The 24572-nt window shown below is 58.6% G+C and carries 28 protein-coding genes; 16 read left to right on the top strand and 12 right to left on the bottom strand.

The genetic code is table 11. The features are described from left to right. Positions 1 to 77: 77 nt before the first annotated feature. Positions 78 to 1277, bottom strand: coding sequence for a cytochrome-c peroxidase (locus AC2FIZ_RS11565; RefSeq protein WP_281995461.1), 1200 nt, complete (start codon positions 1275 to 1277; stop codon positions 78 to 80). Between the two features lie 84 nt (positions 1278 to 1361). On the opposite strand from AC2FIZ_RS11565, the gene AC2FIZ_RS11560 reads away from it, so the two are divergent. Further along, positions 1362 to 1832: a tetratricopeptide repeat protein gene (locus tag AC2FIZ_RS11560; RefSeq protein ID WP_142637252.1), complete on the top strand. Its 471-nt coding sequence runs from the start codon at positions 1362 to 1364 to the stop codon at positions 1830 to 1832. 31 nt (positions 1833 to 1863) lie between these two features. Here the strand turns inward: AC2FIZ_RS11560 and AC2FIZ_RS11555 are convergent, their stop codons facing one another. Genes AC2FIZ_RS11555 through AC2FIZ_RS11530 form a run of 6 tightly spaced genes read right to left on the bottom strand, consistent with a single transcriptional unit; the run spans position 1864 to position 7440 of the window. Next, on the bottom strand, positions 1864 to 2925 hold the full coding sequence (locus AC2FIZ_RS11555) for a TRAP transporter substrate-binding protein (RefSeq protein ID WP_142637250.1): 1062 nt from the start codon (positions 2923 to 2925) through the stop codon (positions 1864 to 1866). A gap of 24 nt (positions 2926 to 2949) precedes the next feature. Beyond that, positions 2950 to 4239 (bottom strand): TRAP transporter large permease, encoded by a 1290-nt coding sequence (locus tag AC2FIZ_RS11550; protein WP_142637247.1) that lies wholly within the window; start codon positions 4237 to 4239, stop codon positions 2950 to 2952. Beyond that, entirely contained in the window at positions 4240 to 4827 is a 588-nt protein-coding gene (locus tag AC2FIZ_RS11545) for a TRAP transporter small permease (protein WP_142637246.1), read from the bottom strand. 53 nt (positions 4828 to 4880) lie between these two features. Then, entirely contained in the window at positions 4881 to 5396 is a 516-nt protein-coding gene (locus tag AC2FIZ_RS11540; protein ID WP_185956692.1) for a flavin reductase family protein, read from the bottom strand. Then, positions 5396 to 6286 (bottom strand): aldo/keto reductase, encoded by an 891-nt coding sequence (locus AC2FIZ_RS11535; protein ID WP_281973026.1) that lies wholly within the window; start codon positions 6284 to 6286, stop codon positions 5396 to 5398. Before AC2FIZ_RS11535 ends, AC2FIZ_RS11540 begins: the two co-directional genes overlap by 1 nt. Beyond that, positions 6286 to 7440 (bottom strand): LLM class flavin-dependent oxidoreductase, encoded by a 1155-nt coding sequence (locus tag AC2FIZ_RS11530; RefSeq protein WP_271949539.1) that lies wholly within the window; start codon positions 7438 to 7440, stop codon positions 6286 to 6288. The genes AC2FIZ_RS11535 and AC2FIZ_RS11530 overlap by 1 nt, the downstream gene beginning before the upstream one ends. Before the next feature lie 107 nt (positions 7441 to 7547). Here AC2FIZ_RS11530 and AC2FIZ_RS11525 point away from each other — a divergent pair, with 107 nt between their 5' ends. From AC2FIZ_RS11525 to AC2FIZ_RS11505, 5 genes are all read left to right on the top strand, one after another. Continuing rightward, the gene (locus AC2FIZ_RS11525) at positions 7548 to 8258 is read left to right on the top strand and encodes a GntR family transcriptional regulator (protein ID WP_281995459.1); all 711 of its coding nucleotides are present in this window, start codon (positions 7548 to 7550) and stop codon (positions 8256 to 8258) included. A gap of 12 nt (positions 8259 to 8270) precedes the next feature. Next, positions 8271 to 9365 carry a Gfo/Idh/MocA family protein gene (locus AC2FIZ_RS11520; RefSeq protein WP_496689966.1) on the top strand — a complete coding sequence of 365 codons (1095 nt, stop codon included), beginning with the start codon at positions 8271 to 8273 and terminating at the stop codon, positions 9363 to 9365. Between the two features lie 199 nt (positions 9366 to 9564). Continuing rightward, entirely contained in the window at positions 9565 to 10746 is a 1182-nt protein-coding gene (locus AC2FIZ_RS11515; protein ID WP_142637234.1) for a phosphoserine transaminase, read from the top strand. 65 nt (positions 10747 to 10811) lie between these two features. After that, positions 10812 to 12407, top strand: coding sequence for a phosphoglycerate dehydrogenase (gene serA, locus AC2FIZ_RS11510; protein ID WP_142637232.1), 1596 nt, complete (start codon positions 10812 to 10814; stop codon positions 12405 to 12407). A 118-nt stretch (positions 12408 to 12525) separates the two neighbouring features. Continuing rightward, the gene (locus tag AC2FIZ_RS11505) at positions 12526 to 13263 is read left to right on the top strand and encodes a metallophosphoesterase family protein (protein WP_281995456.1); all 738 of its coding nucleotides are present in this window, start codon (positions 12526 to 12528) and stop codon (positions 13261 to 13263) included. On the opposite strand, the gene AC2FIZ_RS11500 is transcribed toward AC2FIZ_RS11505, so the two are convergent. Beyond that, positions 13250 to 14767, bottom strand: a complete 1518-nt coding sequence (locus AC2FIZ_RS11500) for a malonate--CoA ligase (RefSeq protein WP_281995455.1) — start codon at positions 14765 to 14767, stop codon at positions 13250 to 13252. The two genes, AC2FIZ_RS11505 and AC2FIZ_RS11500, sit on opposite strands and share 14 nt — an antisense overlap. Before the next feature lie 187 nt (positions 14768 to 14954). Between AC2FIZ_RS11500 and serB the strand changes: the two genes are divergently transcribed. The 4 genes from serB to AC2FIZ_RS11480 are packed head-to-tail and all read left to right on the top strand — an operon-like array spanning position 14955 to position 16967. Then, positions 14955 to 15833 carry a phosphoserine phosphatase SerB gene (gene serB / locus AC2FIZ_RS11495; RefSeq protein ID WP_496689963.1) on the top strand — a complete coding sequence of 293 codons (879 nt, stop codon included), beginning with the start codon at positions 14955 to 14957 and terminating at the stop codon, positions 15831 to 15833. A gap of 45 nt (positions 15834 to 15878) precedes the next feature. Continuing rightward, entirely contained in the window at positions 15879 to 16208 is a 330-nt protein-coding gene (locus tag AC2FIZ_RS11490) for an ArsR/SmtB family transcription factor (RefSeq protein ID WP_142637223.1), read from the top strand. Next, positions 16196 to 16624 (top strand): SRPBCC family protein, encoded by a 429-nt coding sequence (locus AC2FIZ_RS11485; RefSeq protein ID WP_271949551.1) that lies wholly within the window; start codon positions 16196 to 16198, stop codon positions 16622 to 16624. Before AC2FIZ_RS11490 ends, AC2FIZ_RS11485 begins: the two co-directional genes overlap by 13 nt. 22 nt (positions 16625 to 16646) lie before the next feature. After that, entirely contained in the window at positions 16647 to 16967 is a 321-nt protein-coding gene (locus AC2FIZ_RS11480) for a YciI family protein (protein ID WP_142637219.1), read from the top strand. A 5-nt stretch (positions 16968 to 16972) separates the two neighbouring features. Here AC2FIZ_RS11480 and AC2FIZ_RS11475 read toward each other — a convergent pair whose 3' ends face one another. After that, positions 16973 to 17971 carry an asparaginase gene (locus AC2FIZ_RS11475; protein WP_142637217.1) on the bottom strand — a complete coding sequence of 333 codons (999 nt, stop codon included), beginning with the start codon at positions 17969 to 17971 and terminating at the stop codon, positions 16973 to 16975. Positions 17972 to 18149: 178 nt separating this feature from the next. On the opposite strand from AC2FIZ_RS11475, the gene AC2FIZ_RS11470 reads away from it, so the two are divergent. The 5 genes from AC2FIZ_RS11470 to AC2FIZ_RS11450 all read left to right on the top strand — a co-directional run bounded on the left by AC2FIZ_RS11470 (position 18150) and on the right by AC2FIZ_RS11450 (position 21667). After that, a complete protein-coding gene (locus tag AC2FIZ_RS11470) occupies positions 18150 to 18683 on the top strand; it encodes an invasion associated locus B family protein (protein ID WP_142637215.1) in 534 nt (177 codons plus the stop codon). Positions 18684 to 18858: 175 nt separating this feature from the next. Beyond that, positions 18859 to 19026 carry a hypothetical protein gene (locus AC2FIZ_RS11465; RefSeq protein WP_185956689.1) on the top strand — a complete coding sequence of 56 codons (168 nt, stop codon included), beginning with the start codon at positions 18859 to 18861 and terminating at the stop codon, positions 19024 to 19026. Between the two features lie 143 nt (positions 19027 to 19169). Continuing rightward, positions 19170 to 19547, top strand: coding sequence for a lysozyme inhibitor LprI family protein (locus AC2FIZ_RS11460; protein WP_271949559.1), 378 nt, complete (start codon positions 19170 to 19172; stop codon positions 19545 to 19547). 78 nt (positions 19548 to 19625) lie between these two features. Next, positions 19626 to 20816: a dual-specificity RNA methyltransferase RlmN gene (gene rlmN / locus AC2FIZ_RS11455; RefSeq protein ID WP_496791042.1), complete on the top strand. Its 1191-nt coding sequence runs from the start codon at positions 19626 to 19628 to the stop codon at positions 20814 to 20816. Positions 20817 to 21043: 227 nt separating this feature from the next. Next, positions 21044 to 21667, top strand: a complete 624-nt coding sequence (locus AC2FIZ_RS11450; RefSeq protein WP_496791041.1) for a cytochrome P460 family protein — start codon at positions 21044 to 21046, stop codon at positions 21665 to 21667. Between the two features lie 7 nt (positions 21668 to 21674). On the opposite strand, the gene AC2FIZ_RS11445 is transcribed toward AC2FIZ_RS11450, so the two are convergent. After that, complete coding sequence (locus AC2FIZ_RS11445) at positions 21675 to 22013, bottom strand: hypothetical protein (RefSeq protein ID WP_281973035.1); 339 nt, start codon at positions 22011 to 22013, stop codon at positions 21675 to 21677. Next, positions 22010 to 22930, bottom strand: a complete 921-nt coding sequence (locus AC2FIZ_RS11440; protein ID WP_271949567.1) for a DnaJ C-terminal domain-containing protein — start codon at positions 22928 to 22930, stop codon at positions 22010 to 22012. Before AC2FIZ_RS11440 ends, AC2FIZ_RS11445 begins: the two co-directional genes overlap by 4 nt. Before the next feature lie 160 nt (positions 22931 to 23090). Between AC2FIZ_RS11440 and AC2FIZ_RS11435 the strand changes: the two genes are divergently transcribed. Further along, complete coding sequence (locus AC2FIZ_RS11435) at positions 23091 to 23474, top strand: hypothetical protein (protein ID WP_271949569.1); 384 nt, start codon at positions 23091 to 23093, stop codon at positions 23472 to 23474. Here the strand turns inward: AC2FIZ_RS11435 and AC2FIZ_RS11430 are convergent, their stop codons facing one another. After that, positions 23475 to 24572, bottom strand: coding sequence for a cystathionine gamma-lyase (locus tag AC2FIZ_RS11430; RefSeq protein WP_281973036.1), 1098 nt, complete (start codon positions 24570 to 24572; stop codon positions 23475 to 23477).

Genomic DNA, 24572 nt, shown 5'->3' with positions numbered 1-24572 from the left:
CAATGGACGCTTACGAAGAAGCCGCAGAGTAAACAGACGACAACCAGATCAGCCCCCGCAATGGCCAGGGGCTGATCTTATGGGATGAAATTGCCAGGAATCCCAAATGGCGGCGTCTTGATGCTGGTCCCGGTCAGACCATGCAGGAATTCCACAAGACTGGTGATTTCTGCATCTGTCAGGTCAATCTCTGGGATGTCGATCCGGCTGCGTAGGCGCGCCATTTCGAACTGATCGCCCCATACCGCGAAATCAATCTGTTCCAGCCACGGAATTTCGGGCAGGGCGGCCATGTCACGGGTCCAACGCGACAGGCTGCGTTCAGGGTTGAGGTGATGGCGGATCACGCTGTCGAGATCGGGAAAGGCCCCGTTATGGCCGTATGGTGCGGTTAGAGCGACATTGCGCAGCATCGGCGTTCGAAAGCGGTAGGCATCCTCAAGCCGATCACTTTCGCCCATGCGGCCAACATCGCGGACATTGGGATCCCATTGCCGGGTGCGGCCCGGGCCAAAGGGCGGCAAGGCCAGCGCGTGGAACTTCTGATCCGACATTAGGGGCCCGGCGTGGCAGGTGGAGCATTGCGCCTTGCCATAGAAAAGGGTCATCCCAGCCTTCTGAACCGGTGACAGCGCATCGGTGTTCCCTGCCAGATAATGATCAAAAGGGCTGTCGATACTGCGCCATTCGATAGCCATGAAGGCGGCCAGAGCATTGGCGATCTGGGTGATGGTTATGTCTTCGGATGTCTCGACTTCAGGGAAGGCTGCGATCATGGCCGGACCGTAGGCGGGGTCGGTGCGCACACGCTTGGCAAGGATCGGCCAGCCCTTGTCTATCCGGTCATGTACCGCGCCGGTCACCTCGTTTTCAGCCACATTTCCTGCCATCTCAAACTGCGAGGTCAGCGGGAACAGCGCCTGCGCGGCCAGCAGAGAATTCAATCCCGCGGGCAACCATTCCTGCGCCGGAGAGTTGAAGCCGTTGCCATAGACATCCGAGATACTCAGTCGTCCGTCATGGAAAACAGTATGGATGTCCTTTGCCCCGAGGTTCCAAAGGCCGGGCGAATTTCGGGGAATACGCTTGCGGATTTTGTCGGACCCAGTGCCCGGCGTGCGATCGGGGCCTAACCCCTGACCGCCTTCGCCAATACCCAGCGACAGGCCGTCGGATGTTCCGAAATCGGGATGGTGGCAATGGGCGCAGGCGATGTTTTGATTGCCCGACAGGATTGGATCGTAAAACAGTTGATGACCGATGGCTGCCTGTTCCATATCAAAGGACAGGAAATCATCATCGGTCAGCGGGCGTGGCAGCTCTTGCGCTGCGGCCGCGCCGGCAAAAAGGAAAGCAATCCCATGCGCCAGATTATATTTGCCCTGTGTATGCTTGCGACCCCTGCGCTGGCCGAGCTGGAACAGGCGCGTGACATGATGGAGGCCGGCGCGTTCGAGGCCGCGCGCGAGGAACTGCTGCCCGCCGCCCGATCCGGCAATGCCGAGGCCGAGGAATTGATCGGCGTGATGTACGGGTTGGGTCTTGGAGTCGAGCAGGATTATGAACGGGCCTTTGAATGGTATCTGCGCGCATCGATGAAGGGGCATCCGGGCGCACAATCGGGGATCGGCTGGTATTACGAACTGGGTCTGGGCATGCCTGCGCCCGATCTTGTGCGGGCTTACATGTGGTACACGCTCAGCGCCATTGGCGGCGATCCCGACGCGGCAATCAGCCTTGAGGAAGTGGTCAAGAAAATGTCGCAGGAGCAGATTGAAAGAGCCCATGTTCTGGTCAACGACTATAAAGGGTGGATGTACCCGTTTCGGTGAGGGTCGGGCCAAACGCCCGACCCTAAATGGCTTAGTTCAGGTCCGCGTCACGCGATGCGTTGACGTCTGCCTCGGCCGCTGCAACGGCTTCGGTGAGCGCGGTGAAGACCTCATCACCACGACCGACGTTGGTTTGGAACCACTCGTAGACCGGGGTTGCCGCCTCTTTGAACGCGGCTTTCTGCTCGGGGGTCGGCACGTACAGATCACCGCCACCGGCGACGAAATCCTCATAGGCCTGGATCGACTTGCGCTTGGGTGAGGCAAAGGTGGCCTGCTGCAGCGCATAGAACCCATCGACCACGACACGGCGCATGTCTTCGGGCATCTCCTGGAACTTGGCGTTATTCATCCACCACAGAGCGCCCATATAGGCATGGCCGTCCAGGGTGACATATTGCAGGCCTGCATCGGGGAATTTCATGCCCATGATGTCGGTGATGCCGTTCTTGGACCCTTCAACCACACCGGTTTGAAAGCTGGTGAACAGTTCCGGCCACGGGATCGGGGTGGGCGATGCACCCAAGGCTTTAACCAGCTCTTGTGGCAGGTCAGCGACCACGGTGCGGATTTTCAACCCTTCCATATCAGCTGGTTCAGCCACGCGACGCTGGGTGTTGGCAAAGTTGCGCCAGCCACCAGTGTTGCCGATGGTCATCAGACGGATCGCGCCGCCGGAATCCTCAAGCGCCATGTCGCGCATGGTGCGGGTGAAATCGCCGGATAGAACATGCTCGGCAATCCGGTCATCCGCCATAAGGTAGGGTAGGTCGAGGACCTGGACATAGGGAAAGATGCCTGACGCCCCGCCCGAGGTCGAGATATAGATGTCGATGGTTCCATCGGCCACACCCTGCAGGCATTCCGCGCCGTTCGAACACAGCTGCGTACCGATGAACAGCTCGACCTCGATCGCGCCGTTCGAAGCGGCTTCGACATAGTTCTTGAAAACGATTAGACCGTCATAATCCTCGTCATTTTCGTTCGAGTTGGCCGTGGCGCGCAGCGTATAATCCGCTGCCGTGGCCGCGATGGCTGATGCGGCGACCAGCGACGTGGCCACCGCTGCGGTTTTGATAAAGGTTCTGAGCATGCGTTTCCTCCCTGTGGAACTCAGTTAGTTGGCAAATCCCGTTATCCTCGGGATCGTCATGGATAATGCGGGGATGTAAGTGATCAGAAAGATCACGATGATTTCAACGGCCAGAAACGGCAGGATCGCTTTGGCAATGGTTTCAACCTTTTCGCGCGACACGGCGGCGGCCACGAACAGCACCAGCCCCATGGGCGGTGTGGCCAGACCAACGGTCAAATTGACGCTCATGATGATGGCAAAGTGGATCGGGTCGACGCCGAGGCTGGTAAAGATCGGTCCCAGGATCGGCCCAAGAATGATGATCGCAGGCCCGGCATCCAGAAACATGCCGACAACGAACAAGAGCAGGTTGATCAGAAACAGCAGGATCAGCGGGTTTTCCGACAGGCTGAGGATCAGCGAGGCCAGCTGTTCTGGCGCATGGCTGAGGCTGACCACAGTTTTGAACGCCATCGCCGCCCCCACCAGCAGCAGAACGACGGCGGAGGTCAGGCCGGCATTGCTGAGGATCTCAGGCACTTCTTTGAGCGTCAGGGTGCGCAGGATGAAAAAGCCGATCAGAAAGGCATAGCCGACGGCCACCGCTGCGGCTTCGGTAGGTGTAAAGATACCGCCCAGAATACCACCCAGAATGATCACCGGAGTCAGCAGCGGAAAGAACGCCTTGAGGCTGGCCTGACCCCGTTCACCCCATGTGTATTTGCGGCTGGCAACGGGAAAATCATACTTGTCGGCCATGAATTTGATCATCAGCATCAGGCCAACGCCAACCATTACGCCCGGCACGATCCCGGCCAGAAACAGCGCCGCAACGCTTTCGCCCATGACATAGGCATAGATGATCATGATGCCAGAAGGCGGGATGATCGGGCCTATGACGGAACTGGCCGCAGTGATCGCCGCAGCGAATTTGCGGGTATAGCCCTGCTTCTCCATCGCCGGGATCAGCATTGAACCCAGCGCTGATGTATCCGCCACGGCAGAGCCTGAAAGTCCCGCAAACAGGATCGAGCTGAGCACGTTCACATGCGCCAACCCGCCGCGAAAATGGCCCATCAAGGCTTGGCTGAATTCCACCAGACGGATGGTTATCCCGCCGCGGTTCATTAGCTCTCCGGCCAGCATGAAGAAAGGGATTGCCATCAGGGGAAAGCTGTCCATGCCGTTATAGACATTGCGGTACAGCAGGGTGATGTCATTGGATTGGCCATTCAGCCACAGCAGGATACCCGGGGCGGCCAAAAGGGCGAAAAAGACCGGCAGGCCGATCATCAGAAAGACAAGGAAAGTGGGCAGGAACCAAATCAACATCTATTCAGCCCCCACCGGTGCGTCGGCAATTTCAGGCAGCAGGTCTGCGCCCCCCAATAGCGAGACAATCGCGCGCAGGATCAGCTCGACATTTACTACGATCAGAAGGGCCACCCCCACCAGCAGCGAGGCCATCATCCAGCTGCGCGGGACGCGGTACCATTCGTCAAAGCCAAATGAGGTGGGAATATACAAAGCGGCGGTTGCGAATTTGCCCCCGAACCCGGTCACTTCGGACCAGCCGATCTTTACCGCGACCAGCAGCACCGCCAGTGACACGAACAGCAGCGCGAGCATCAGTACCTGTCCCAAAACGCGCGGAAGCATCAGGGGCACCATGTCGATGGCCACGAACCCGCCGCGGCGAAATGCGGTCGGGGCCATCAGACCCGTCATCCAGAGCATGCAGAACCGGGCGGCCTCATCCGGCCAGGGCAGTGCGTTGCCCAGCACATATCGGAAGAATACCTGAATCAGGATTGCGGTCACCATGAATGCAATCGCAACGACGCCAACCGCGCGGCCCAATCGCAGCACGGTTTCGTTCACGAATGCAATCGGCGCCAGCATCGTTGCCAGTCCGCCCATGCGTTTCCTCCCTATGTCAGCCGCGGGTTGGTCCCGCGGTCGTCAGAGCGCGCTTAGGACTGCGCGAATTGGCCGAGTTTTCCGGCATAGAAGGTCAGCGCGTCTCCATCGCTTATGCTGGCCTTCAGGACTTTGCCCACCACGATCACATGATCGCCTGCGTCGTGATAAGCGTGTTGTTCACATTCAAACCGTGCCAGACAATCCGGCAGCAGAGGGGTGCCATTCGAGCAATGCCCGTGGGCGATGTCCCGCAGCGCAAAGGCGTTTTTCGAGCAGCCGAAACACAGCTCGGCCTGTTCAGAGGACAATACATGAACGCTGAAATGGCGCGCCTTGTGGAAATAGGGGAAGCGGCGCGAGTTGCGGTCGCCGGCCCACATGATCAGGGGCGGGTCCAGCGATAGGGACGAAAAACTGTTGGCGGTGATGCAGACCGGGCCGTCCGTGCTGTTGCAGGTGACGATGGTAACTCCGGTGGCAAAGCGGCCAAACGCATCGCGCAGGGTTCGGGTGTCATCCTTGTGTGGGATGAAAGTATGGTTCATGTCCTGTGACATTGCATTCATCATGGTACCTCATGGCCCAGTGCCGCCTCATAAAGGCGGTACCAACTCTCGCGATCCAGATTGACTTTCAAGGCGTCCGAAATCTGTTTGATCCGGCCCAGATTGTTGGTGCCTAGCACCGGCAGGATGCCTGCAGGATGTGCCAGAAGGAAGGCCACGGCCACTGCGGCCCGGTCCACTCCGAATTCGGCGGCGATCTCATCCGCGACCACGCCGACCGGAGGGTTCCCGGCCATCAGCAGTCCGCCGCCCAGCGGCGACCACGCCATCACCGGCTGCCCATGCTGTTGATGAAACGCTAGGTCGCCATTGGTGAAGGGGCGGATTTCGCCCAGCGAGATCTCGACCTGGTTGGTGACCAGTTGGGTCTTCATCGCTGATTGCAGAAGCGTCCAGTCCCACGGGCGGAAATTCGATACGCCAACCGCGCCCACTTTGCCGCTGGCCACGACCTCGTCCAGCGCTGCGCCGGTCTCATGGTGGTCCATGAAGGGATCAGGGCGGTGGATCAGGAGCAGGTCGACATGGTCGATTGCCATTTCGGACAGCGAGGTTTCAACCGATTTCAGGATATGCGCGCGCGATGTGTCATAATATTTGACCATGGCGTCTGCGTATCGGCCCATCGGCGCAACGATGTCGCATTTGGTGACGATCTCCATCCGCGCGCGCAGCGCCGGGTTGGCGCGCAGGGCGTTGCCCAAAACCGCCTCGGCTGCGTAACCGCCATAGATGTCGGCCTGATCGAATGTGGTGATGCCCTGATCCAGGCAGGCTTGTATCTTGGCTTCGACATGATCCGCCGAGGTGTCACTGTCATCACCCAAGCGCCACATGCCGTATACCAGGCGGCTCATTTCCAGCGTGTCTGAAAGCTTTACACGTTGCATTAGCGGCGAACTCCGTTGCCCAGCGGGGTGGCTGGGATGGTTTTGGGCACGCGTCCGTATTCCTCGGGAAGCGAGCAGGTTTTCAGGTTGGGCATCACGCGGGCACCGAAATGGCGGGCCTCGTCCAGATGTGGATAGCCCGAGAAGATGAAGGCGCGGATGCCCATCTTTTGATAGTTTTCAATCTTGGTCATGACCTGATCGGTGGAGCCCACAAGCGCTGCGCCGCAGCCAGACCGCGCCCGGCCCACGCCTGTCCAGAGACCAGGTTCGACATAGCCGTATTCATCCGCCAGATCGCGGTTTTTGGCCTGATGCGCCACACCCAGCGAGGTGGAATCCAGCGCCCGTTCGCGGATGGCGCGACCGTATTCGTCGTCCAGCTTGGATACGATGTAATCAGCGTATTCCTGCGCTTCGGTCTCGGTATCGCGAACGATCATGTGAACGCGCAAGCCGTAATCCAGAGTCCGGTTGTAATTCTCGGCTACCGCATGAACCGCCTGCATCCGCCCGGCCAGTTGATCCTCGGTTTCTGGCCACATCAGGTAGACATCGCAATGCTCTCCGCACAGTTCGAGCGCAGATGGGGAATAGCCGCCGAAATACAACAGTGGTCCGCCGGTCTGATAGGGTTTGGCTGGATCGGTGGTCAGGCCCGAGAAATTATAGACCTCGCCCGCATGGTTGATCTCATCCCGCGTCCAAGCCTGTTTCAGGATTTCGACGACTTCGCGCGAGCGTTGATAACGGAACGCGCTGTCTGCCTTTTCACCAGGGAAATCGGACGAGATGATGTTGACCGTCAAACGCCCCCGCAACATGTGATCCAGCGTCGCGATGGTGCGGGCCAGCATGATGGGCTGCATTTCACCGCAACGCACCGCGGCCAGCAGGTTGATCTTGTCGGTGATCGGTGCGCATCCAGCAACAAAGCTGAGCGTGTCCTGACCGACCTGATAGGATGACGGGCACAGGATGTTGCGAAACCCCTGTGCCTCGGCCTCTTTCACGATGGCGGAACAATGGTCCCAGCTGGACCGCAGATCGCCATCGGGCATCCCCAGAAACTGATAGTCATCCGAACACAGAGCCGAAAACCACGAGACCTCGGCCGCATTCAGATCGGGGGAGGTGATTGGGACGATCGTCATCTGAGTCGGTCTCCGCAATGGATTTGCTTTTTCTCTTGCGTAGCAATCACATTGATGTAGATCAATAGTGTATCAATTTTTCCTGTGACCAATCGAAGCGCCCCGACGTGCCCCCCACAAGCCGAAACCCCAATGCCCTTCCGATATATGTTCAGATTGCAGAACTGCTGATCCGCGATATTGCGGCCGGCCGTCTGATTGACGGTGAGCGTCTACCGCCGGAACGGGACATGGCGGCGGACCTGAATGTCTCGGTCGGAACCCTGCGAAAATCGCTGTCCGAGCTTGAGAAAAAAGGGATGTTGGAACGCATTCAGGGCTCGGGCAATTACATCCGTGAGACCGGAACGCAGAACAGCGTCTATGCGATGTTCCGGCTTGAGCTGCCCGAAGGGGGCGGTTTGCCAAGCGCGGATATCCTGTCGGTCGATCATCTGGAAAAGCCTGCCAATCTGCCCGGGTTCGGAGCCGCGGCCATGGGGTCGCGCGTGCGCCGGATGCGCTATTTGAATGACACAATCATCGCGGTCGAAGAGATATGGCTCGACGAATCAGTGGGTTTGATCGACGGCAACCTGCTGTCTGACTCGCTGTATCGCTATTATCAGCAGCAGTTGGGGTTCTGGATCACGCGGGCCGTAGACAGGGTTTCAATCGCCGCGCTGCCCGATTGGACACCGACGGGCTTTACCAAGCCCTTCGGGCAGACGGTCGGGTATATCGAGCGGTTCAGCTGGTCAGAACAGGTCGAACCCGTCGAATTCTCTAAAACTTGGTTCGATCCGGATCGGGCCACCTATGTTCAACGCTTGAAGTAAAAGGAAACGCGCATGACCCGGACCATCAATTACGGGCTGATCGGATGCGGCATGATGGGGCAGGAGCACCTGCATAATATCGCTCTGCTGGATGGCACGCGCGTGGCGGCAATCTATGAGCCCGACCCGCAGATGGCCCACGCCGCGCAAGAGATCGCGCCCGAGGCTGTGATGGTGGGGTCGGTGGCTGATCTTCTGGCGGTCGAGGATCTGGATTGCCTGGTCATCGCCAGCCCGAACCACCTGCATGTGGATCAGATCTGCGACATTGCGGCGATGCGCCCACTGCCCCTGTTGGTGGAAAAGCCGCTTTTTACCGATCCGCAGGATGCGGCGCGGCTGGAAACGGTGCAGCGTGACTATCCCCATCCAATCTGGGTGGCGATGGAATATCGCTATATGCCTCCGATTGCCGCTTTGATCAAAGGGCTCCAATCCACCGGCGGGGTGCAGATGCTGACGATCCGAGAACATCGATTTCCCTTTCTGGAAAAGGTCGGCAACTGGAACCGGTTCAACCGCAATACCGGCGGCACATTTGTCGAGAAATGCTGCCATTTCTTCGACCTGATGCGGCTGATCCTTGGGTCCGATCCGGTGCGGATCACCGCCAGCGGTGGGCAGGCGGTAAACCATCTGGACGAAAGCTATGATGGGGAAACGCCGGATATTCTGGATCACGGTTATGTTCTGGTTGATTTCGCCAACGGCACGCGGGCGATGCTGGAACTGTGCATGTTCGCCGAAGGATCGCGGTACCAAGAGGAAATCTCGGCCACAGGACAACTGGCCAAGATCGAGGCGCTGGTGCCGGGGCCGGGGCGCTTTTGGCCCGATCATCTGGGTGAGCCGCCGGTGCCGCAGGTGATTGTCAGCCCGCGTAATCCGAAGGGGCCGGTGTCACAGGACATCCCCGTCGATCCGCGCCTGCTGGCCGCCGGGGACCACAATGGCTCGACCTATTACCAGCATCAGGGGTTCCTGGCGCTTGTTCGAGGCGAGCGGGCTGCGCCGGATGTGACGCTGCAGGATGGGCTGTGGTCCGTTCGTATGGGGTTGGCGGCACAACAGGCGCTGGCAACGGGTGAAGCCGTTCGGTTGACCTGATAGGCAACAAGGACGATGCGCTGTGCCGGTGACGAAATTGCGCCTATCGGAAACGCGCTCCCCCAACTTGCGCATAAAAACCTGTCGTTTTTGATTTCTGATGGGTCTTTTTCGCTTGTTGATGCTGCGTCTGCACCCTAGCTCTGTCCGTGGGACACCCCTCCCCAACGAGGGGCGTGTATCTGGAAGGGTAATACACATGACTATCGAACAACCGGCGTCGCATGACGCCGTGCGCAAACCTGAAATGCGGCCGGCAAATCCGCGCTTTTCCTCGGGCCCCTGCGCCAAACCCCCCACATTTGACCTGACCAAACTGGCTGACGCAGCGCTTGGCCGTTCGCATCGCGCTGCTGTTGGCAAGGACAAGCTGAAAGCGGCCATCGAAGGTACGCGTGAAGTGCTGGGCATTCCAGCAGATTACAAGATCGGCATCGTTCCCGCGTCTGACACCGGCGCGGTTGAGATGGCGCTGTGGTCGCTGTTGGGTGAACGCAAGGTCGAGATGCTGGCCTGGGAAAGTTTTGGCGCGGGATGGATCACGGATGTGGTCAAGCAGCTAAAAATCGACGCCGAAGTGAAAACAGCCGATTATGGGCAGATCATCGATCTGGCCTCGGTCGACTTCTTCCATGACGTGGTCTTTACATGGAACGGCACGACTTCGGGCGTGCGGGTGCCAAACGGTGACTGGATCGCGGATGACCGTCAGGGTTTGACGATCTGCGATGCGACTTCGGCGGCCTTCGCGATGGACCTGCCGTGGGACAAGTTGGATGTGACCACGTTTAGCTGGCAGAAAGTTCTGGGCGGAGAGGCGGCGCATGGGATGCTGATCCTTTCCCCGCGCGCTGTGGAGCGGCTTGAAAGCTATACCCCCGCATGGCCATTGCCCAAGATTTTCCGCCTGACCAAGGGCGGTAAGCTGATCGATGGTATCTTTACTGGCGCCACGATCAACACCCCGTCGATGCTGGCGGTTGAGGACTATCTGTTCGCATTGGATTGGGCGCGCTCAGTTGGTGGTCTGCAGGGATTGATTGGCCGGGCCGATGCGAATGCCGGTGCGGTGCATGCGTTCTGCGAGCAGAATGGCTGGATCGCTAACCTGGCTGACGACCCGGCGACGCAGTCGAATACGTCTGTCTGTCTGAAATTCACCGATGCGCGCATCCGGGACGGCGCAGCCTTTGCCAAGGCCGTTGCAAAGCGGTTGGAGGCCGAGAATATCGCGTTGGATATCGGGGCTTATCGCGACGCACCTGCGGGCCTGCGTATCTGGTGCGGCGGCACGGTCGAAACTTCGGATATCGAAGCGATGTTGCCCTGGCTAGCCTGGGCCTTCGAGGCTGAGCTCGCAGCACAAACTGAAGCCGCCTGATCTTTCCCAATCTTCACCGGGCCGCCTCAGGCCCGGACATCTCATTACATTCAAGGACCACAGACATGGCTCCCAAAGTACTCGTTTCTGACAAACTCAGTGAAACCGCTGTTCAGATTTTCCGCGACCGCGGCATCGACGTGGATTTCATGCCCGATCTGGGCAAGGACAAAGATAAACTGGCCGAAGTGATTGGCCAATATGACGGCCTTGCCATCCGCTCGGCCACCAAGGTCACGCCGACCTTGCTGGAACATGCGGACAAGCTGAAAGTCATAGGTCGCGCCGGCATCGGCACCGACAATGTCGACAAGGATGCCGCCAGCAAGAAGGGCGTCATCGTGATGAACACGCCCTTTGGCAACATGATCACCACAGCCGAGCACGCGATTGCGATGATGTTCGCCGTGGCGCGGCAGATCCCCGAGGCCAGCACTTCGACCCATGCGGGCAAATGGGAAAAGTCTAAGTTCATGGGGATCGAGCTGACCAACAAAACCTTGGGCGTCATTGGTGCGGGCAATATTGGCGGGATCGTCTGCGAACGCGCCCTGGGCCTGAAAATGAAGGTTGTCGCCTATGATCCCTATCTGGGCGAAGAGAAAGCCGCCAAGATGGGTGTTGAAAAGGTTGAACTGGATGAGCTGCTGTCGCGTGCCGATTTCATCACCTTGCATGTGCCGCTGACCGATCAGACTCGCAACATTCTCAGCCGCGAAAATCTGGCCAAGACCAAGCCTGGCGTGCGCATCGTCAACTGTGCCCGCGGCGGTCTGGTCGATGAAGAGGCGCTGGCCGAGGCTCTGCAATCCGGTCACGTTGCCGGTGCCGCCTTTGACGTGTTCAGCGAAGAACCGGCCAAGGACAACGCGCTGTTCAACCTGCCCAATGTCGTCTGCACCCCGCATCTGGGTGCCGCCACGACCGAGGCGCAGGAAAACGTGGCGCTGCAGGTGGCCGAGCAGATCTCGAACTATCTGCTGACCGGCGCGGTGGAAAACGCGCTGAACATGCCCAGCGTGACGGCGGAAGAGGCCAAGGTCATGGGGCCCTGGATCAAACTGGCCGGGCATCTGGGCGGTTTCATCGGTCAGATGACGGATGAGCCGATCAAGGCGATCAACATCCTCTATGATGGTGTTGCGTCGGAAATGAACCTTGCCGCTTTGAACTGCTCGGCTGTTGCCGGGATCATGAAGAAGTTCAATCCCGAGGTGAACATGGTTTCGGCCCCGGTTGTGGCCAAGGAACGTGGTATTCAGATTTCGACCACCAATCAGGACAAGTCTGGCGCCTTCGAGGGCTATATCAAGGTGACCGTCGTGACCGAGAAACGCGAGCGTTCGATCGGCGGAACCGTGTTCAGCGATGGCAAGCCGCGCTTCATTCAGATCAAAGGCATCAATATCGACGCCGAGGTGGGCGCGCACATGCTCTATACCACGAACGAAGATGTGCCGGGTATCATCGGTGCGTTAGGTCAGGCCATGGGTGAGCACAGCGTCAATATCGCGAACTTTACCCTCGGACGCACCGAGGCAGGGGGGGAGGCGATTGCCTTGCTTTATGTTGATGAACCCGTACCAGCCGAAGCGCGGGCAAAGCTGGCCGAAACCGGCCTGTTCACGCAAATCAAACCGCTGGAGTTCGACGTTGCCTGAGGCGGTGTTGAATATCTGAGACACTTCATACCCGCGTCTTCCAAGGCGTGGGTATTTTCTTTTCCTGGCCGCCAAGACGCGTCACAAGCAGGGTGTTCCTGTTGATTTAGGGTTTTCCATGTCCTCGCCAATTTATGCAATCGGTGACATCCACGGCCAGCTCGGCATGCTGCAGGTTGCGCTGTCGCGGATCGAGGCCGATGGCGGGCCAGATGCAAAGATTGTGTTTCTGGGTGACTATGTCGACCGGGGCCCGAACAGCCGCGCCGTGCTGGACCTGCTGATCGAAGGCCAGAAGGCGGGGCGCAACTGGGTCATGGTCAAGGGCAACCACGACCGTATGATGGCTCGCTTCGTGCAAGAGCGCGAAATTGCAGATAAGCAACTGCCCGTCACGCTGAGCTGGCTGAACCCACGGCTGGGTGGTCGGGAAACGCTGGCCTCCTACGGGGTGGAAGTCACGGACAATGACCGCATCTATCAGGTCCATGAACGGGCCTGTGCTGCCGTACCGCCAGCACATCTGGATTTCATCAACGCTTTGCCAGTTTACCATCAAGAGGATGAGCTGCTGTTCGTCCACGCTGGCATCAGGCCCGGTCTTCCACTGTCGCAGCAATCCGAAGATGACCTGGTTTGGATACGGCAGGAATTTTTGGTTGAATCTGGCCCGCACCCCTGGCTGATCGTGCATGGTCACACCCCTGTGGATACGGCGGAACATTGCGGCAATCGGATCAATTTGGATGCGGGCGCGGGCTATGGTCATCCGTTGGCCACTGCCGTGTTCGAGGGCCGTGATTGCTGGTTGCTGACCGCACAGGGGCGCGCGCCGCTGAGACCTAGTCTTCGGTAAACAGGTCTTTGTAAGCTTCGCGTAGCGCGTTTTTTTGCACTTTGCCCATCGTATTGCGCGGCAATTCGTTCAGCACGATCAGCTTGCGGGGATGTTTGAATCGCGCCAGTTGGGTCTGCGCGCTTGCCATGATGGCCTCGAGGTCGGGCGACTTGTTTGGTTCGGCTACCAACAGGCCCAACACGGTTTCGCCGAAATCCGGATGGGGCACGCCGATAACTGCGCTTTCCAGAACACCGAGCTGGTCGTCCAGCACCAGTTCGACCTCTTTGGGATAGATGTTGTACCCGCCCGAGATGATCAGGTCCTTGCCGCGTCCGACGATATGGACATAGCCGTCCGCGTCCACACGTCCAAGGTCGCCGGTGATAAAGAACCCGTCCTCGCGCAACTCTGCTGCGGTCTTCTCGGGCATTTCCCAATAGCCCTGAAAGACGTTGGGGCCACGCACCTCGATCATGCCGATTTCACCCTGTGGCAAGGTTTCACCCGTCTCAGAGTCGGTCACTTTGAGCTCAACGCCCGGCAAGGGGAACCCCACGGATCCGGCGCGGCGTTCACCGTCATAGGGGTTCGAGGTGTTCATGTTGGTCTCGGTCATACCGTAGCGTTCAAGAATGCGGTGCCCGGTGCGGGCCTCAAACTGCTGATGCGTTTCGGCCAGCATTGGCGCCGAACCCGAGATGAACAGCCGCATATGACATGCCAGATCGCCGGTGAACCGGTCGTCATCCAACAGACGGGTGTAGAAGGTCGGAACCCCCATCATCGCGGTTGCATCAGGCAAATGCCGCAGTACCTCATCCAGATCGAATTTCGGCAGAAAGATCATCGACCCGCCCGAAGCCAGTACCACGTTGGTTGCCACGAACAGCCCATGAGTGTGAAAGATTGGCAGAGCATGCAGCAACACATCATCGTCGGTAAACCGCCATTCCCGTACCAATGTTTCGGCATTCGACAGCAGATTGGCCTGTGACAATATCGCGCCCTTGGATCGGCCGGTCGTGCCGGACGTGTACAGGAAGGCGGCCAGATCATCCTCGGTGCGGTTGACCGGCTCGAAAGCAGGCAGCATACCCAGCGCACGCCGCATCAGGCTGCCGGATCCATCAGCGTTTAGCGTTTCAAGCCGTGCCTTCTGGGCGGCGGCGGCGGGTGCCAAACCAGCCCTATTTACATCATCGCAGACCACCAGCGCAGCGCCGCTGTTTTCGATGAAATAGCTCAGTTCGCTGACCGTATAGGCAGTGTTGAGTGGCAGAAAAACCAGACCGGTCTGCACACAAGCAGCAAACAGCGCAAGCGCTTCGGGCGACTTTTCCACCTGAACCGCAACTCGTTGTCCGGGTTCGAGCTCAAAGCCGATTAGGGTATTGGCCAACCGAGATGCCATGTCCAGGAAATCAGAATGGGTCAGCACCTGACCGTTGGGCAGATGCAGGAAAGGCGTTTCTTTGCCCGCGTGAATGCCAAACAAGCGATCGTAAAGCAGGTTGCCCATTTACCGAGTTCCTTTCTGTCCAGTCCTGGCGAATCTGTCTTGGAATGGCGTGCTGGTAAAGCCCTGAATGGCGCAATCGGTCGCCGTTCGGTCCGCATGATGTGCCAGAGGTTGCTGCGGACAAACTGTCTTCTGGCGATCGGGGGCTATCTGCGTTAATCGCAGGTGAATTCGTCGGAGATAGACTATGTATGTTGCCACCCTGTTGACCAATCCCGAAACGCGAACGCTGGATTTGGCGCTGGTCGAGTCGTTGCGGAATGCCTGGGGCGGGGCCGAGATCATCTGGCTCAGCCCGGATGAGGCGGCTGAGTTCGCGCTGCAGGAACTTCCGGGCAACCAATGGGATGTCTGGGGTGATTTGCAGAAGCTTGGCGTTGACCTGATCGTGCAGCCTGCCGAGGGGCGGCGCAAAAAGATGCTGTTGGCGGATATGGACAGCACCATGATCCAGCAGGAATGCATCGACGAACTGGCGGATGAGGCCGGGGTCGGCGACCGCGTCAAGGACATCACCGCCCGCGCAATGAATGGCGAATTGGATTTCGAAGGCGCGCTGACCGAACGGGTCGGGTTGCTGAAAGGGTTGGATGAGGCCGTGATCGGCAAGGTTCTGGCCGAACGCATCACCTTGATGCCCGGTGGGAAGGAGCTGGTCGCGACGATGCGCGCCAATGGCGGCTATGCGGCACTGGTCTCGGGCGGGTTCACGGCGTTTACTGCCAAGGTGGGCAGTGAATTGGGGTTTGACGAAAACCGTGCCAACACTCTGCTGGCCGAAAACGGCAAACTGACCGGCGATGTGCAGCGACCGATTCTGGGACGACAGGCCAAAGTTGATGCTTTGGAACAGATCACCGCGCGTCTGGGCCTGTCCGAAAACGATGTGATCGCTGTGGGTGACGGGGCAAATGATCTGGGCATGTTGGGCCGGGCCGGAACCGGGGTTGCGCTGCATGCAAAGCCTTCGGTCGCGGAACAATGCGAAGTGCGCGTCAACCATGGCGATTTGACCGCGCTTTTGTATCTGCAGGGCTATGCGCGGCAGGAATTTGCCCAAGCCTGAAAGCCGGGGCTTCCCTTTATTTAACAAAAATGTTAAACAGTGGTCATGAATACGCTTCTGACCACATTCTCCGCATTGTCCGACGCCACGCGGTTTTCCATCGTTGAACAGTTGATGCAGGACGGAGAGCAGCCCGCGGGCGACCTGATCGAAGGGCGCGGCATGTCGGGTGCTGCGGTCTCGCGCCACCTGAAGGTTTTGCGTGAGGCCGGGCTGGTTCGGCAACGGGTGCAGGGCACCCAGCGGATGTATTCGATCCGCCCCGAAGGTCTGTACGCGATCGCGGAGTGGACCATTTCGAAACGACAATTCTGGGAAAGCAGTCTGGATCGTCTGGGCGATGCTATTGAAAGGGATACCTCATGGCCGATCTAAAGCTGGAGCGCACGTTCCCGATACCGCCAGAGGATCTGTTTGCGTGGATCAGTGTCGCAGAACGGCTGTTGCAATGGTGGGGCCCCGAAGGGGTGCATGTGCCCGAACATACTCTCGATTTTTCGCGCGTTGGTCCGTGGTATTCGGTCATGCAGAATGGCGAGGGCCAGCGGTTCAAGGTCTCGGGCCATGTGACCCATGTCGATCCGCCCAATTCGGTTGGCTTCACCTGGGGCTGGCATGACGATCAGGATCAGCGCGGGGCCGAAAGCCATGTAACGCTACGGATCGAAGCCGCAGGCGGCGGCGCTCGGCTGGTGGTCGATCACCGCGACCTGGGCGATGACGAGATCGCCGCAAACCACGAGAAAGGCTGGACCTCGACGCTGAACAAGCTGGCCGGTCTGGTGCAATAAGTTTTCATCTGGGAGGAAAGAAATGCCACAGTTTCTGTTTGTCTATCACGGCGGGACCACGCCATCGGACCCGGCCGAAGTCGAAGCAACCATGGCCGCCTGGGGCGCGTGGTTTCAGAATATGGGCCCGTCACTAGAAATACCCGGCAACCCGGTGGGCCAGTCCTATACCGTCAGCTCGGGCGGTGTGGTCGACAATGGCGGTGCCAACCCGGTATCCGGCTTTACCGTGATCAAGGCCGACAGCATCGACGCCGCCAATGAAATGGCCAAGGGATGCCCCATGGTCGTAAACGGGTCAGGCTCGGTCGAGGTGGCCGAGATTCACGAGATTGAGATGTAGCGGCCCTAGCCGGGGAAACCCGGCGCGGGTCGGATCACGCCACATTCCAGCCCGCGACGGCTGTATTGCGTGGCGTTCATAAAGGTGCGGGTGGCCGGGTGATCGGCCTCCAGTACGCCGAGGCTGACCAGAATGGCAGCAATGGCGCATTCGCTGGCACGGGTGGCGCCATCGGTGATCTTCAGCGCGACGCCCATGCGTTTTTCAGGGATGATGGCGATGAATACGGCCTCGGCCCCGGTCTTGATCGCGGCGCGCCCGTTCATGGCGCGCATCAGCTCGGTACAGGCGCGCGTCTCTCCGGCCACCAGCTCGGGATGTTTGATCATCGCCGCGGTCAGGTGTTGTGCCGCATCGCTGGCCCGGTCCGACCGGTCCGCCGCCGAGGCAAACCACGCCATCGACCGTGCCATCCCCACCAGCGAGGTGGCAAAGTTCGGGGCGGAACAGCCATCGATGCCATAGCCAGGGCTGGTTTCGCCGGTAGTTTCTTCCAGCGCGGACAAACAGGCCTGTTGAACCGGGTGGTCGATTTCAAGATATTCCGGCCCGGCACCCATATGCTGTGCTACCGTCAAAAACCCGCAATGTTTGCCCGAGCAGTTGTTGTGGATCTGACAGGGCGTGTCGTCGGCAAGTATCAGCCCGTCGCGCGCCGCCATATCCTGAGGCTCTTGCGGCCCACAGCGCAAATCGGGTTCAGCCAGGCCCAGATGGTCCAGCCAGGACGTTACCCTGTCTGTGTGAATATGCGCGCCGTTATGCGAGGCACAGGCCAATGCCAGATGCTCGCTGTTCAGCCCGTATTTCGCGGCCGCCCCCGATGTAATCAACGGCAGGGCCTGTATCATCTTGGCCGAAGACCGGGGGTAGATTATCGCCTCCGGGTCGCCCCAGCTGCGCACGATCTGACCTGTGTCATCACAGATAACCGCATGTCCCAGATGCAGGCTTTCCAGTAAAGGCCCCCGCCATAGTTCGGTCATTGCTACAGGCTGCGTCATCGGGACCCTCCTAAACATGCGCAAAAAACTGCCAACCGCCCTTTCGCCTATGGCGAAACTTGCGATAGTGTGTGTATGTCGGCAATCACCGGAAGACGCAACTTACAGACGAACCGTCAGGGTTCGCGAGCCATTCCGGTGGGTATGAGGTATTAGGTCGAGCTAGGAGGCTGGACAGATGGGATCAAAGCTCGTCCGCGTAATCGCGGGCCTGTGCGTGGCAGGGATGACAACGGCTGCTACCGCTCAGCAGGCAGACAGCACCAATAGAGTGTCCGTAAACACCGACTGGAGTGTGTTTGTGGAAGAGGACCCAACCGAATGCTGGAGCGTTGCAACGCCGGATGAAACCGTCAACACGCGCGGCGGGCGCGTTGTTTCGGTGAGGCGCAGCGACATCCTGCTGTTTGTCGTGTTCAGACCTGATCCCGATGTGAAGGGGCGCGTCTCATTCACCGGGGGCTATCCGTTTGCCGCGGGATCGACCGTATCTGTATCCATCGACGGAAACAGCTTCGAATTCAGCACCGAAGGCGAATGGGCCTGGCCCGCGTCAGAGGGTGATGACCAAAAAGTAATCGCTGCCATGAAAAGCGGTACCGAAGCAGTGCTGACCGCCCGGTCCGAGCGCGGCACTCAGACCAAAGATACTTTCTCATTGCTGGGCTTCACAGCCGCTTTAGACGACGCCGAGAAACGCTGTACCAACTGAGCGCGCCAGCGCTCGGGCAGTGGCCCGGCTTGCAAAATGGTGCCAGTTTCGCAGGATAGGACCGCCCTCCTTCATAGCTTAACTTAACGTCATCTATAAATTTGATCTGCGTCAATGCTCCGCGCTCTGAAATACTGAACTAATCGGTTCAAGCAGAGAGAAAAGGAGAGCATCGATGCAGAAGAAAGTTTTGGGCCTGTTTGTGCTGACCGCCGTCGTATTGCTGAGCGCTTGTGATAAATCCGCTGAGACATACCCGGTTTCGGGAGAGCAATGTGGGCCAAACGATCCGGTCAAAACGCTGGACGCCGAGGATTGCTTTATTCCACCAGCAGGTGCGTGATCCAATACGGCTGGCCTGGAAACGTCCGGGCGGCACAGGAGTTCGAATGACCGCGGGGTTGATCCCCCGCGGTTTTTTGTAACCTCTGGCGTCGCTGTGCTAAGCTGAACGCGTTAGTCTAACGACCCTTCGAGGAGTATGTCATGCGTTTGGTGATACTGGCTGTTTTAACCCCCACGTTGGCTGTGGCGGATCCTGCAATGGAGTGCACGAACGCAAGTTCACAAGTCGAAATCGGATCTTGCGTTGCCAGTATGGAAGCGGGGGTTGAGGCCGCGCTGACCGATAGTTTTGGCTTTGCCATGGATGCAGCCAACGCGTTGGACGAGGTGACCGGACGGACAAGCGCGGCGCCTGCGATGGAGGCGGCGCAAAGCGCGTGGGTCGGGTATCGTGATGCGCAGTGCGAGGCGGTCGGCGCGTCTTTTGGTGGTGGGTCGGGAACCGGCATTGGTATCACCTCTTGCCGGATTGAATTGGGGCGCCTGCGGATTGACGAATTGCTGCGTTTTGTAAATTAGGCGCGACGAATTCTTTTGATCTTTGCGCGCAGTCCTATATAGAGGCGCATTCCAAGCCAGAATCTTCGAGACCCACCTATGTCGCCCAAAGCGCCGATCACTCAAGACGTCATGACCATCCCCCGCAAATTGCCGGAGGGGAAGGTGAACCTTGTCGGGTTGACCCGGGATCGCCTGCGCGAAACCCTGATCGAACACGGCACGCCTGAAAAACAGGCCAAGATGCGCACGGGCCAGATCTGGCAATGGATTTACCAATGGGGTGTGCGCGACTTTGCCGAGATGACCAATCTGGCCAAAGCCTATCGCACCCAGCTGGCCGAGCATTTCGTGATCGAAATCCCTGAGGTTGTGACCCGACAGGTGTCCGAGGATGGCACACGCAAGTATCTGGTCCGTATTGCTGGCGGCCATGAGGTCGAGGTGGTCTATATTCCCGAGGACGATCGCGGCACGCTGTGTATCTCGTCTCAGGTCGGTTGCACGCTGACTTGTTCCTTCTGCCATACAGGCACGCAGAAACTGGTGCGCAACCTGACGGCGGCGGAAATTGTAGGTCAGGTGATGATGGCGCGGGATGATCTTGACGAGTGGCCGGTACCGGGTGCGCCCAAGGACGAAACCCGCCTGCTGTCGAACATCGTTCTGATGGGTATGGGCGAGCCTCTTTACAATTTTGAGAACGTCCGCGACGCGATGAAAATCGCGATGGACCCCGAAGGTATCTCGCTGTCTCGCCGCCGGATTACCCTGTCGACATCGGGCGTGGTGCCCGAGATCGCGCGTACCGCGCAGGAAATCGGCTGCCTGCTGGCAATTTCGTTCCACGCGACGACCAATGAAGTCCGCGATGTGCTGGTGCCGATCAACAAACGCTGGAATATCGAAGAGTTGCTGCAGGCTTTGGCCAGCTATCCCAAGGTTTCCAATTCGGAACGGATTACGTTTGAATACGTGATGCTTGATGGTGTGAATGACAGCGATGAGGATGCGCATCGTTTGATCGAACATATCAAGCGCCACAAAATCCCGGCCAAGATCAATCTGATCCCGTTCAACGAATGGCCCGGCGCGCCGTATAAGCGCAGCTCGAACAATCGTATTCGGGCTTTTGCCAATATCATCTATCAGGCCGGGTATGCCTCGCCCATCCGCAAGACGCGGGGCGAGGACATTATGGCGGCCTGCGGTCAGCTGAAATCGACCACCGAACGCGCCCGTAAATCGCGCAAGCAGATTGAGGCCGAGGCCGGTCTCGACCGCGGATAAGCGGCTGAATAGAAGGGCGTCGCAAAATTAATTTTTGGGGCGCTGTCTATCGAATGCAAAATTTGATATGTTTCATTGGCTAGGTGTGGATGCACCAGGCTCACTTGCGCACAATAGGGTGAGTTCGGTGGCTGGCATGTGGCAAATTCGTTCACGGCGGCTACCTTGTATTTCAGCTCCGTGTGCCGATTGCGGCATAACAGGTTACGAGTTGGGTTATCTCTATGATGTTTCGATTGAAAATCCCGTACTTTAGTTTTGTTTTAGTTTTGGCTTGTGCGGCCGTCGCCGTAACTGATGTTGTTGCGCAGTCAAATGATGAGGATGCTCATCTGGCTATCGAAAATCCGGCTGATCTGACCAAGGACGACGCACGTGAAATTTATGACTCGTTGCAGCGCCGGATGGCACGCGGCTATGCCGCAGCGCAGTTGGATCTGCTTCTGAATTACCAAAACTGGCCGCTGTACAACGATGCGCCCTATATATCTGAAACCCATGGTCGGCGATTTGTGAACAGCTATGCAAACCGGATGGCGTATAATTATGCAACCCTGACGGAAGGCGAAAAGCTCCCGGTGGGGTCTGTGCTGGCCAAGGACAGCGTGACCGTTACGGATGAGGGGAAAAGCCATCCCGGCGCGATGTTCGTCATGCAGAAACTGGCCGAGGGCGCCAACCCTGCTACGGCTGACTGGCGCTATATCATGGTCATGCCGGACGGGTCATTGTTTGGGGACACGATGGGGGATCGCGCCAACGCAGTTGCGTATTGCCACGATTGCCACGAGGCGGTTGCCGACCGAGATTACACATTCTTCGTTCCCGAAGAATATCTGGTCGACAATTAGGCCTCTCTCACCCAAATCTCGCGGTGCCGATCACTTTGATCAGTTGCTGACGAACCGGATCTGGCTGCGCTGCGACGGCGTTCAGGACCTCTCGAAGTTCTGCGCGCAACCCATGCATCTGGTCGATCAGGGAAATCATCATCGACACTGCGTCTGCCTCCATTTCGTATTGGTCGTGCAACTCGCAGGCCAACTCCAGCCGGGCAACGTCGAGGCTGTGATAGACCAATCCGCGATCTGTTTGTTCGGGGATCACGATTTCGGCGGCCAGATATTCTGTCAATCGGGTCGAAGTCAGCCGGGCTACGGCGGTGATCAGTTCCTCTTCGGTCAGGGTGCGGGTCATGACGGCATTCCTTTGCGTGGGTCATAGCGGTGGGTTTCTCGCCATGAATCCATAAATTGCCTCAACTCATCATCGATTTGATCGGGCATTGAAATGGTCAGCTCGATCAACTGGTCGCCCCGTTCGGCCGAGCCGCGCTTCTTCACGCCCTTACCCCGCAAGCGCAGGGTTCTGCCGCTGCTGGTTCCCGCCGGGACGGTCACGTTTACACCCCCATCGATCGTGGGCGCCGCCACTTTGCCGCCCAGCACCGCCTCATCAATCGTGATGGGCAGCGTGATGTGAATGTCATTTCCCTGACGGTCGAATACCGGATGATCCGCGACTGATACTGTCACCAGCGCATCGCCGCGCGGCCCCTCACCATAGCCAGCGGCACCCTTGCCCCGCAGGCGAATGGTCTGACCGCTTGTGATCCCTGCGGGTATCTTGACCTCGATCCGGTCCCCATCCGGCAGGGTCAGTTTCTGGCTGGCGCCGAATACCGCATCCAGAAAGCTGATCTGAAGCGTGAAGTTCAGATTGTGGCCGGGCGCGTGAAACTCGCGGCCGCCTTGCCCACCAAATCCGCCGCGACCCCGCATGAATTCAGCAAAAATGTCCGACATGTCGTCCGGGTCCGTCGCCTGCCCGCGATAGGGGTTGCCGGCGGCTTCGGCGTAATCGCGATAGTATTGCTGTTGCGGGCGTTCCTGTCCCGAGGCATCAATCTCACCATTGTCATAGCGTTTGCGCGTCTCAGGATCTTTCAACAGATCATAGGCCGCGGCGGCGGCCTTGAACTTGGCTTCGGCCTCGGCGTCCCCGGGTTTCAAGTCCGGGTGGCATTCCTTGGCAATGCGCCGATACGCTTTTTTGATTTCAGCGTCGCTGGCATCTTTGGCCACGCCAAGTGCGGCATAGGGATCGTCGCTCATCTCACCTCTCATGGATGGGGGAAGGGCTGATCATGATGAAGGTATTTTATCACGTGATTTCAACAGGTCAAAAAGAACCGGTGGCTAAATTGGTTCGCAAGTTTCGTAATCTCTGATACTATCAGGCTGTTTCATATTATTCATTGACGGAGATTAGCCGATGACGCGCAGACTTAAATCGGTTCTGGCCTTGCTGGCGGGCAATGCCATTGGGTTAATGTTGGCCGCTTTGCTACTGACCGGTTTTGCAATCAAGCCGATTTCATTCATCGTTGTGGTGATCGTATTCACGCTGGTGCAGGTGGTGGCCGAGCCGCTGATCCTGAAGTTGGGTGAGAAAAGGGCGCCTTCGTTGAAAGGCGGGATCGCGTTGATCGTGACCTTTGTCGGCCTGCTTGTGACCGATCTGGTGACCAATGGGCTGACGGTTGGCGGAATTTCCAACCTGCTGGCTGCGACACTGCTGGTCTGGGTGGGCGCGCTGATCGCCAGCGTCGTGCTGCCGATCTACGTGTTCACCGAGCTGCGCACGCCCAAAAAGTAATTACAGTGCGTTCAGGCTGGCATCGATTGCCTGCCAAAGCTCAACCACCGGCTCGCATCCCACGGACAGACGGACAAAAGCGGGGTCAACGTCGTCGCCCCAACGGGCGCGGCGCTCGGCCGAGCTATGGACGCCGCCAAAAGACGTCGCAGGGCGCAGCATTGGACAGGTGTTGATGAAGGTTTCGGCCTTGGCCTGGGTTTCCAACGTGATCGAAAGAAGGAATCCGAACCGCGTGGTCTGAGCCTGTGCCAAGGTGTAGGATGGGTCACCTGGCAGGCCGGGATAGCGGATGTCTTTCACAGACGGATGCGCCGCCAACCGTTCTGCCAACACCTGGGCCGAGCTGCACATCCGGTCGAACCGAACATCCAGTGTTTCCAGCCCACGATGCAGCAACCAAGCCTCATGCGGGCCGGGGATCGCGCCAGAGACACGCCGCCATTCCTCGACCCGCTCCATGACATCTGTATTGCGGCTGGCCACATGGCCCATCAGCAGATCGGAATGCCCGCCCATGGCCTTGGTGTCAGAGGACACGACGATATCTACGCCCATATCCAAAGGACGCTGGCCCAGTGGTGTCATGGTTGTGTTGTCAGCAATGGTGATCCCACCAGCTGCGCGCACGGACGACGCGATGGCTGGCAGGTCCATCATATCCAGGCCAGGGTTCGAGGGGCTTTCGACAAAGACCACATCGAAGCCGTCGAACCCACCTTCGGAAAAGGCGGTTGTCGGGCGTTCTGTCACTATGACACCCAGACCTGACAGAAATCGGTCGGCCAGCACGCGGGTGACGTAATAGCCATCCGACGGGATTAGGATGCGCGACCCGGCTTTGACCGTGGCAAACAACGCGGCCGAAATCGCCGCCATGCCCGACGGGAAAGCCAGGCAGGGGGCGTCTTCAAGATGGGCGAGAACCTGTTCCAGATGTTCCCAGGTTGGGTTGTTGACGCGACCGTAGAAATCATGCCCGTCCGGCGCGCCGGGCAGGTGGAACATACTGCTTTGGGTCAGGGGCAGGGCCACGGGCTCGCCCTTGGTCAGTGCGTTGCCCCGCAGATGCAGCATCTCGCCGGTCTTGCGCCCCAT

The sequence above is a fragment of the Ruegeria sp. CDSB022 genome (assembly GCF_059611145.1).
Note: the sequence above shows the minus strand (reverse complement) of the source record. Positions and strands in the feature narration are given on the sequence as shown.

What these genes read in the sequence shown, in the direction of transcription:
- rlmN (WP_496791042.1), top strand. Translation starts at nt 19,626, where the DNA reads ATGTCGCCCAAAGCGCCGATCACTCAAGACGTCATGACCATCCCCCGC.
- AC2FIZ_RS11555 (WP_142637250.1), bottom strand. Translation starts at nt 2,925, where the DNA reads ATGCTCAGAACCTTTATCAAAACCGCAGCGGTGGCCACGTCGCTGGTC.
- AC2FIZ_RS11470 (WP_142637215.1), top strand. Translation starts at nt 18,150, where the DNA reads ATGGGATCAAAGCTCGTCCGCGTAATCGCGGGCCTGTGCGTGGCAGGG.
- AC2FIZ_RS11505 (WP_281995456.1), top strand. Translation starts at nt 12,526, where the DNA reads ATGTCCTCGCCAATTTATGCAATCGGTGACATCCACGGCCAGCTCGGC.
- AC2FIZ_RS11445 (WP_281973035.1), bottom strand. Translation starts at nt 22,013, where the DNA reads ATGACCCGCACCCTGACCGAAGAGGAACTGATCACCGCCGTAGCCCGG.
- AC2FIZ_RS11540 (WP_185956692.1), bottom strand. Translation starts at nt 5,396, where the DNA reads ATGAATGCAATGTCACAGGACATGAACCATACTTTCATCCCACACAAG.
- AC2FIZ_RS11515 (WP_142637234.1), top strand. Translation starts at nt 9,565, where the DNA reads ATGACTATCGAACAACCGGCGTCGCATGACGCCGTGCGCAAACCTGAA.
- AC2FIZ_RS11430 (WP_281973036.1), bottom strand. Translation starts at nt 24,572, where the DNA reads ATGGGGCGCAAGACCGGCGAGATGCTGCATCTGCGGGGCAACGCACTG.
- AC2FIZ_RS11520 (WP_496689966.1), top strand. Translation starts at nt 8,271, where the DNA reads ATGACCCGGACCATCAATTACGGGCTGATCGGATGCGGCATGATGGGG.
- AC2FIZ_RS11550 (WP_142637247.1), bottom strand. Translation starts at nt 4,239, where the DNA reads ATGTTGATTTGGTTCCTGCCCACTTTCCTTGTCTTTCTGATGATCGGC.
- AC2FIZ_RS11475 (WP_142637217.1), bottom strand. Translation starts at nt 17,971, where the DNA reads ATGACGCAGCCTGTAGCAATGACCGAACTATGGCGGGGGCCTTTACTG.
- AC2FIZ_RS11460 (WP_271949559.1), top strand. Translation starts at nt 19,170, where the DNA reads ATGCGTTTGGTGATACTGGCTGTTTTAACCCCCACGTTGGCTGTGGCG.
- serB (WP_496689963.1), top strand. Translation starts at nt 14,955, where the DNA reads ATGTATGTTGCCACCCTGTTGACCAATCCCGAAACGCGAACGCTGGAT.
- AC2FIZ_RS11485 (WP_271949551.1), top strand. Translation starts at nt 16,196, where the DNA reads ATGGCCGATCTAAAGCTGGAGCGCACGTTCCCGATACCGCCAGAGGAT.
- serA (WP_142637232.1), top strand. Translation starts at nt 10,812, where the DNA reads ATGGCTCCCAAAGTACTCGTTTCTGACAAACTCAGTGAAACCGCTGTT.
- AC2FIZ_RS11490 (WP_142637223.1), top strand. Translation starts at nt 15,879, where the DNA reads ATGAATACGCTTCTGACCACATTCTCCGCATTGTCCGACGCCACGCGG.
- AC2FIZ_RS11560 (WP_142637252.1), top strand. Translation starts at nt 1,362, where the DNA reads ATGCGCCAGATTATATTTGCCCTGTGTATGCTTGCGACCCCTGCGCTG.
- AC2FIZ_RS11440 (WP_271949567.1), bottom strand. Translation starts at nt 22,930, where the DNA reads ATGAGCGACGATCCCTATGCCGCACTTGGCGTGGCCAAAGATGCCAGC.
- AC2FIZ_RS11435 (WP_271949569.1), top strand. Translation starts at nt 23,091, where the DNA reads ATGACGCGCAGACTTAAATCGGTTCTGGCCTTGCTGGCGGGCAATGCC.
- AC2FIZ_RS11530 (WP_271949539.1), bottom strand. Translation starts at nt 7,440, where the DNA reads ATGACGATCGTCCCAATCACCTCCCCCGATCTGAATGCGGCCGAGGTC.
- AC2FIZ_RS11450 (WP_496791041.1), top strand. Translation starts at nt 21,044, where the DNA reads ATGTTTCGATTGAAAATCCCGTACTTTAGTTTTGTTTTAGTTTTGGCT.
- AC2FIZ_RS11465 (WP_185956689.1), top strand. Translation starts at nt 18,859, where the DNA reads ATGCAGAAGAAAGTTTTGGGCCTGTTTGTGCTGACCGCCGTCGTATTG.
- AC2FIZ_RS11535 (WP_281973026.1), bottom strand. Translation starts at nt 6,286, where the DNA reads ATGCAACGTGTAAAGCTTTCAGACACGCTGGAAATGAGCCGCCTGGTA.
- AC2FIZ_RS11545 (WP_142637246.1), bottom strand. Translation starts at nt 4,827, where the DNA reads ATGGGCGGACTGGCAACGATGCTGGCGCCGATTGCATTCGTGAACGAA.
- AC2FIZ_RS11480 (WP_142637219.1), top strand. Translation starts at nt 16,647, where the DNA reads ATGCCACAGTTTCTGTTTGTCTATCACGGCGGGACCACGCCATCGGAC.
- AC2FIZ_RS11500 (WP_281995455.1), bottom strand. Translation starts at nt 14,767, where the DNA reads ATGGGCAACCTGCTTTACGATCGCTTGTTTGGCATTCACGCGGGCAAA.
- AC2FIZ_RS11565 (WP_281995461.1), bottom strand. Translation starts at nt 1,277, where the DNA reads ATGGAACAGGCAGCCATCGGTCATCAACTGTTTTACGATCCAATCCTG.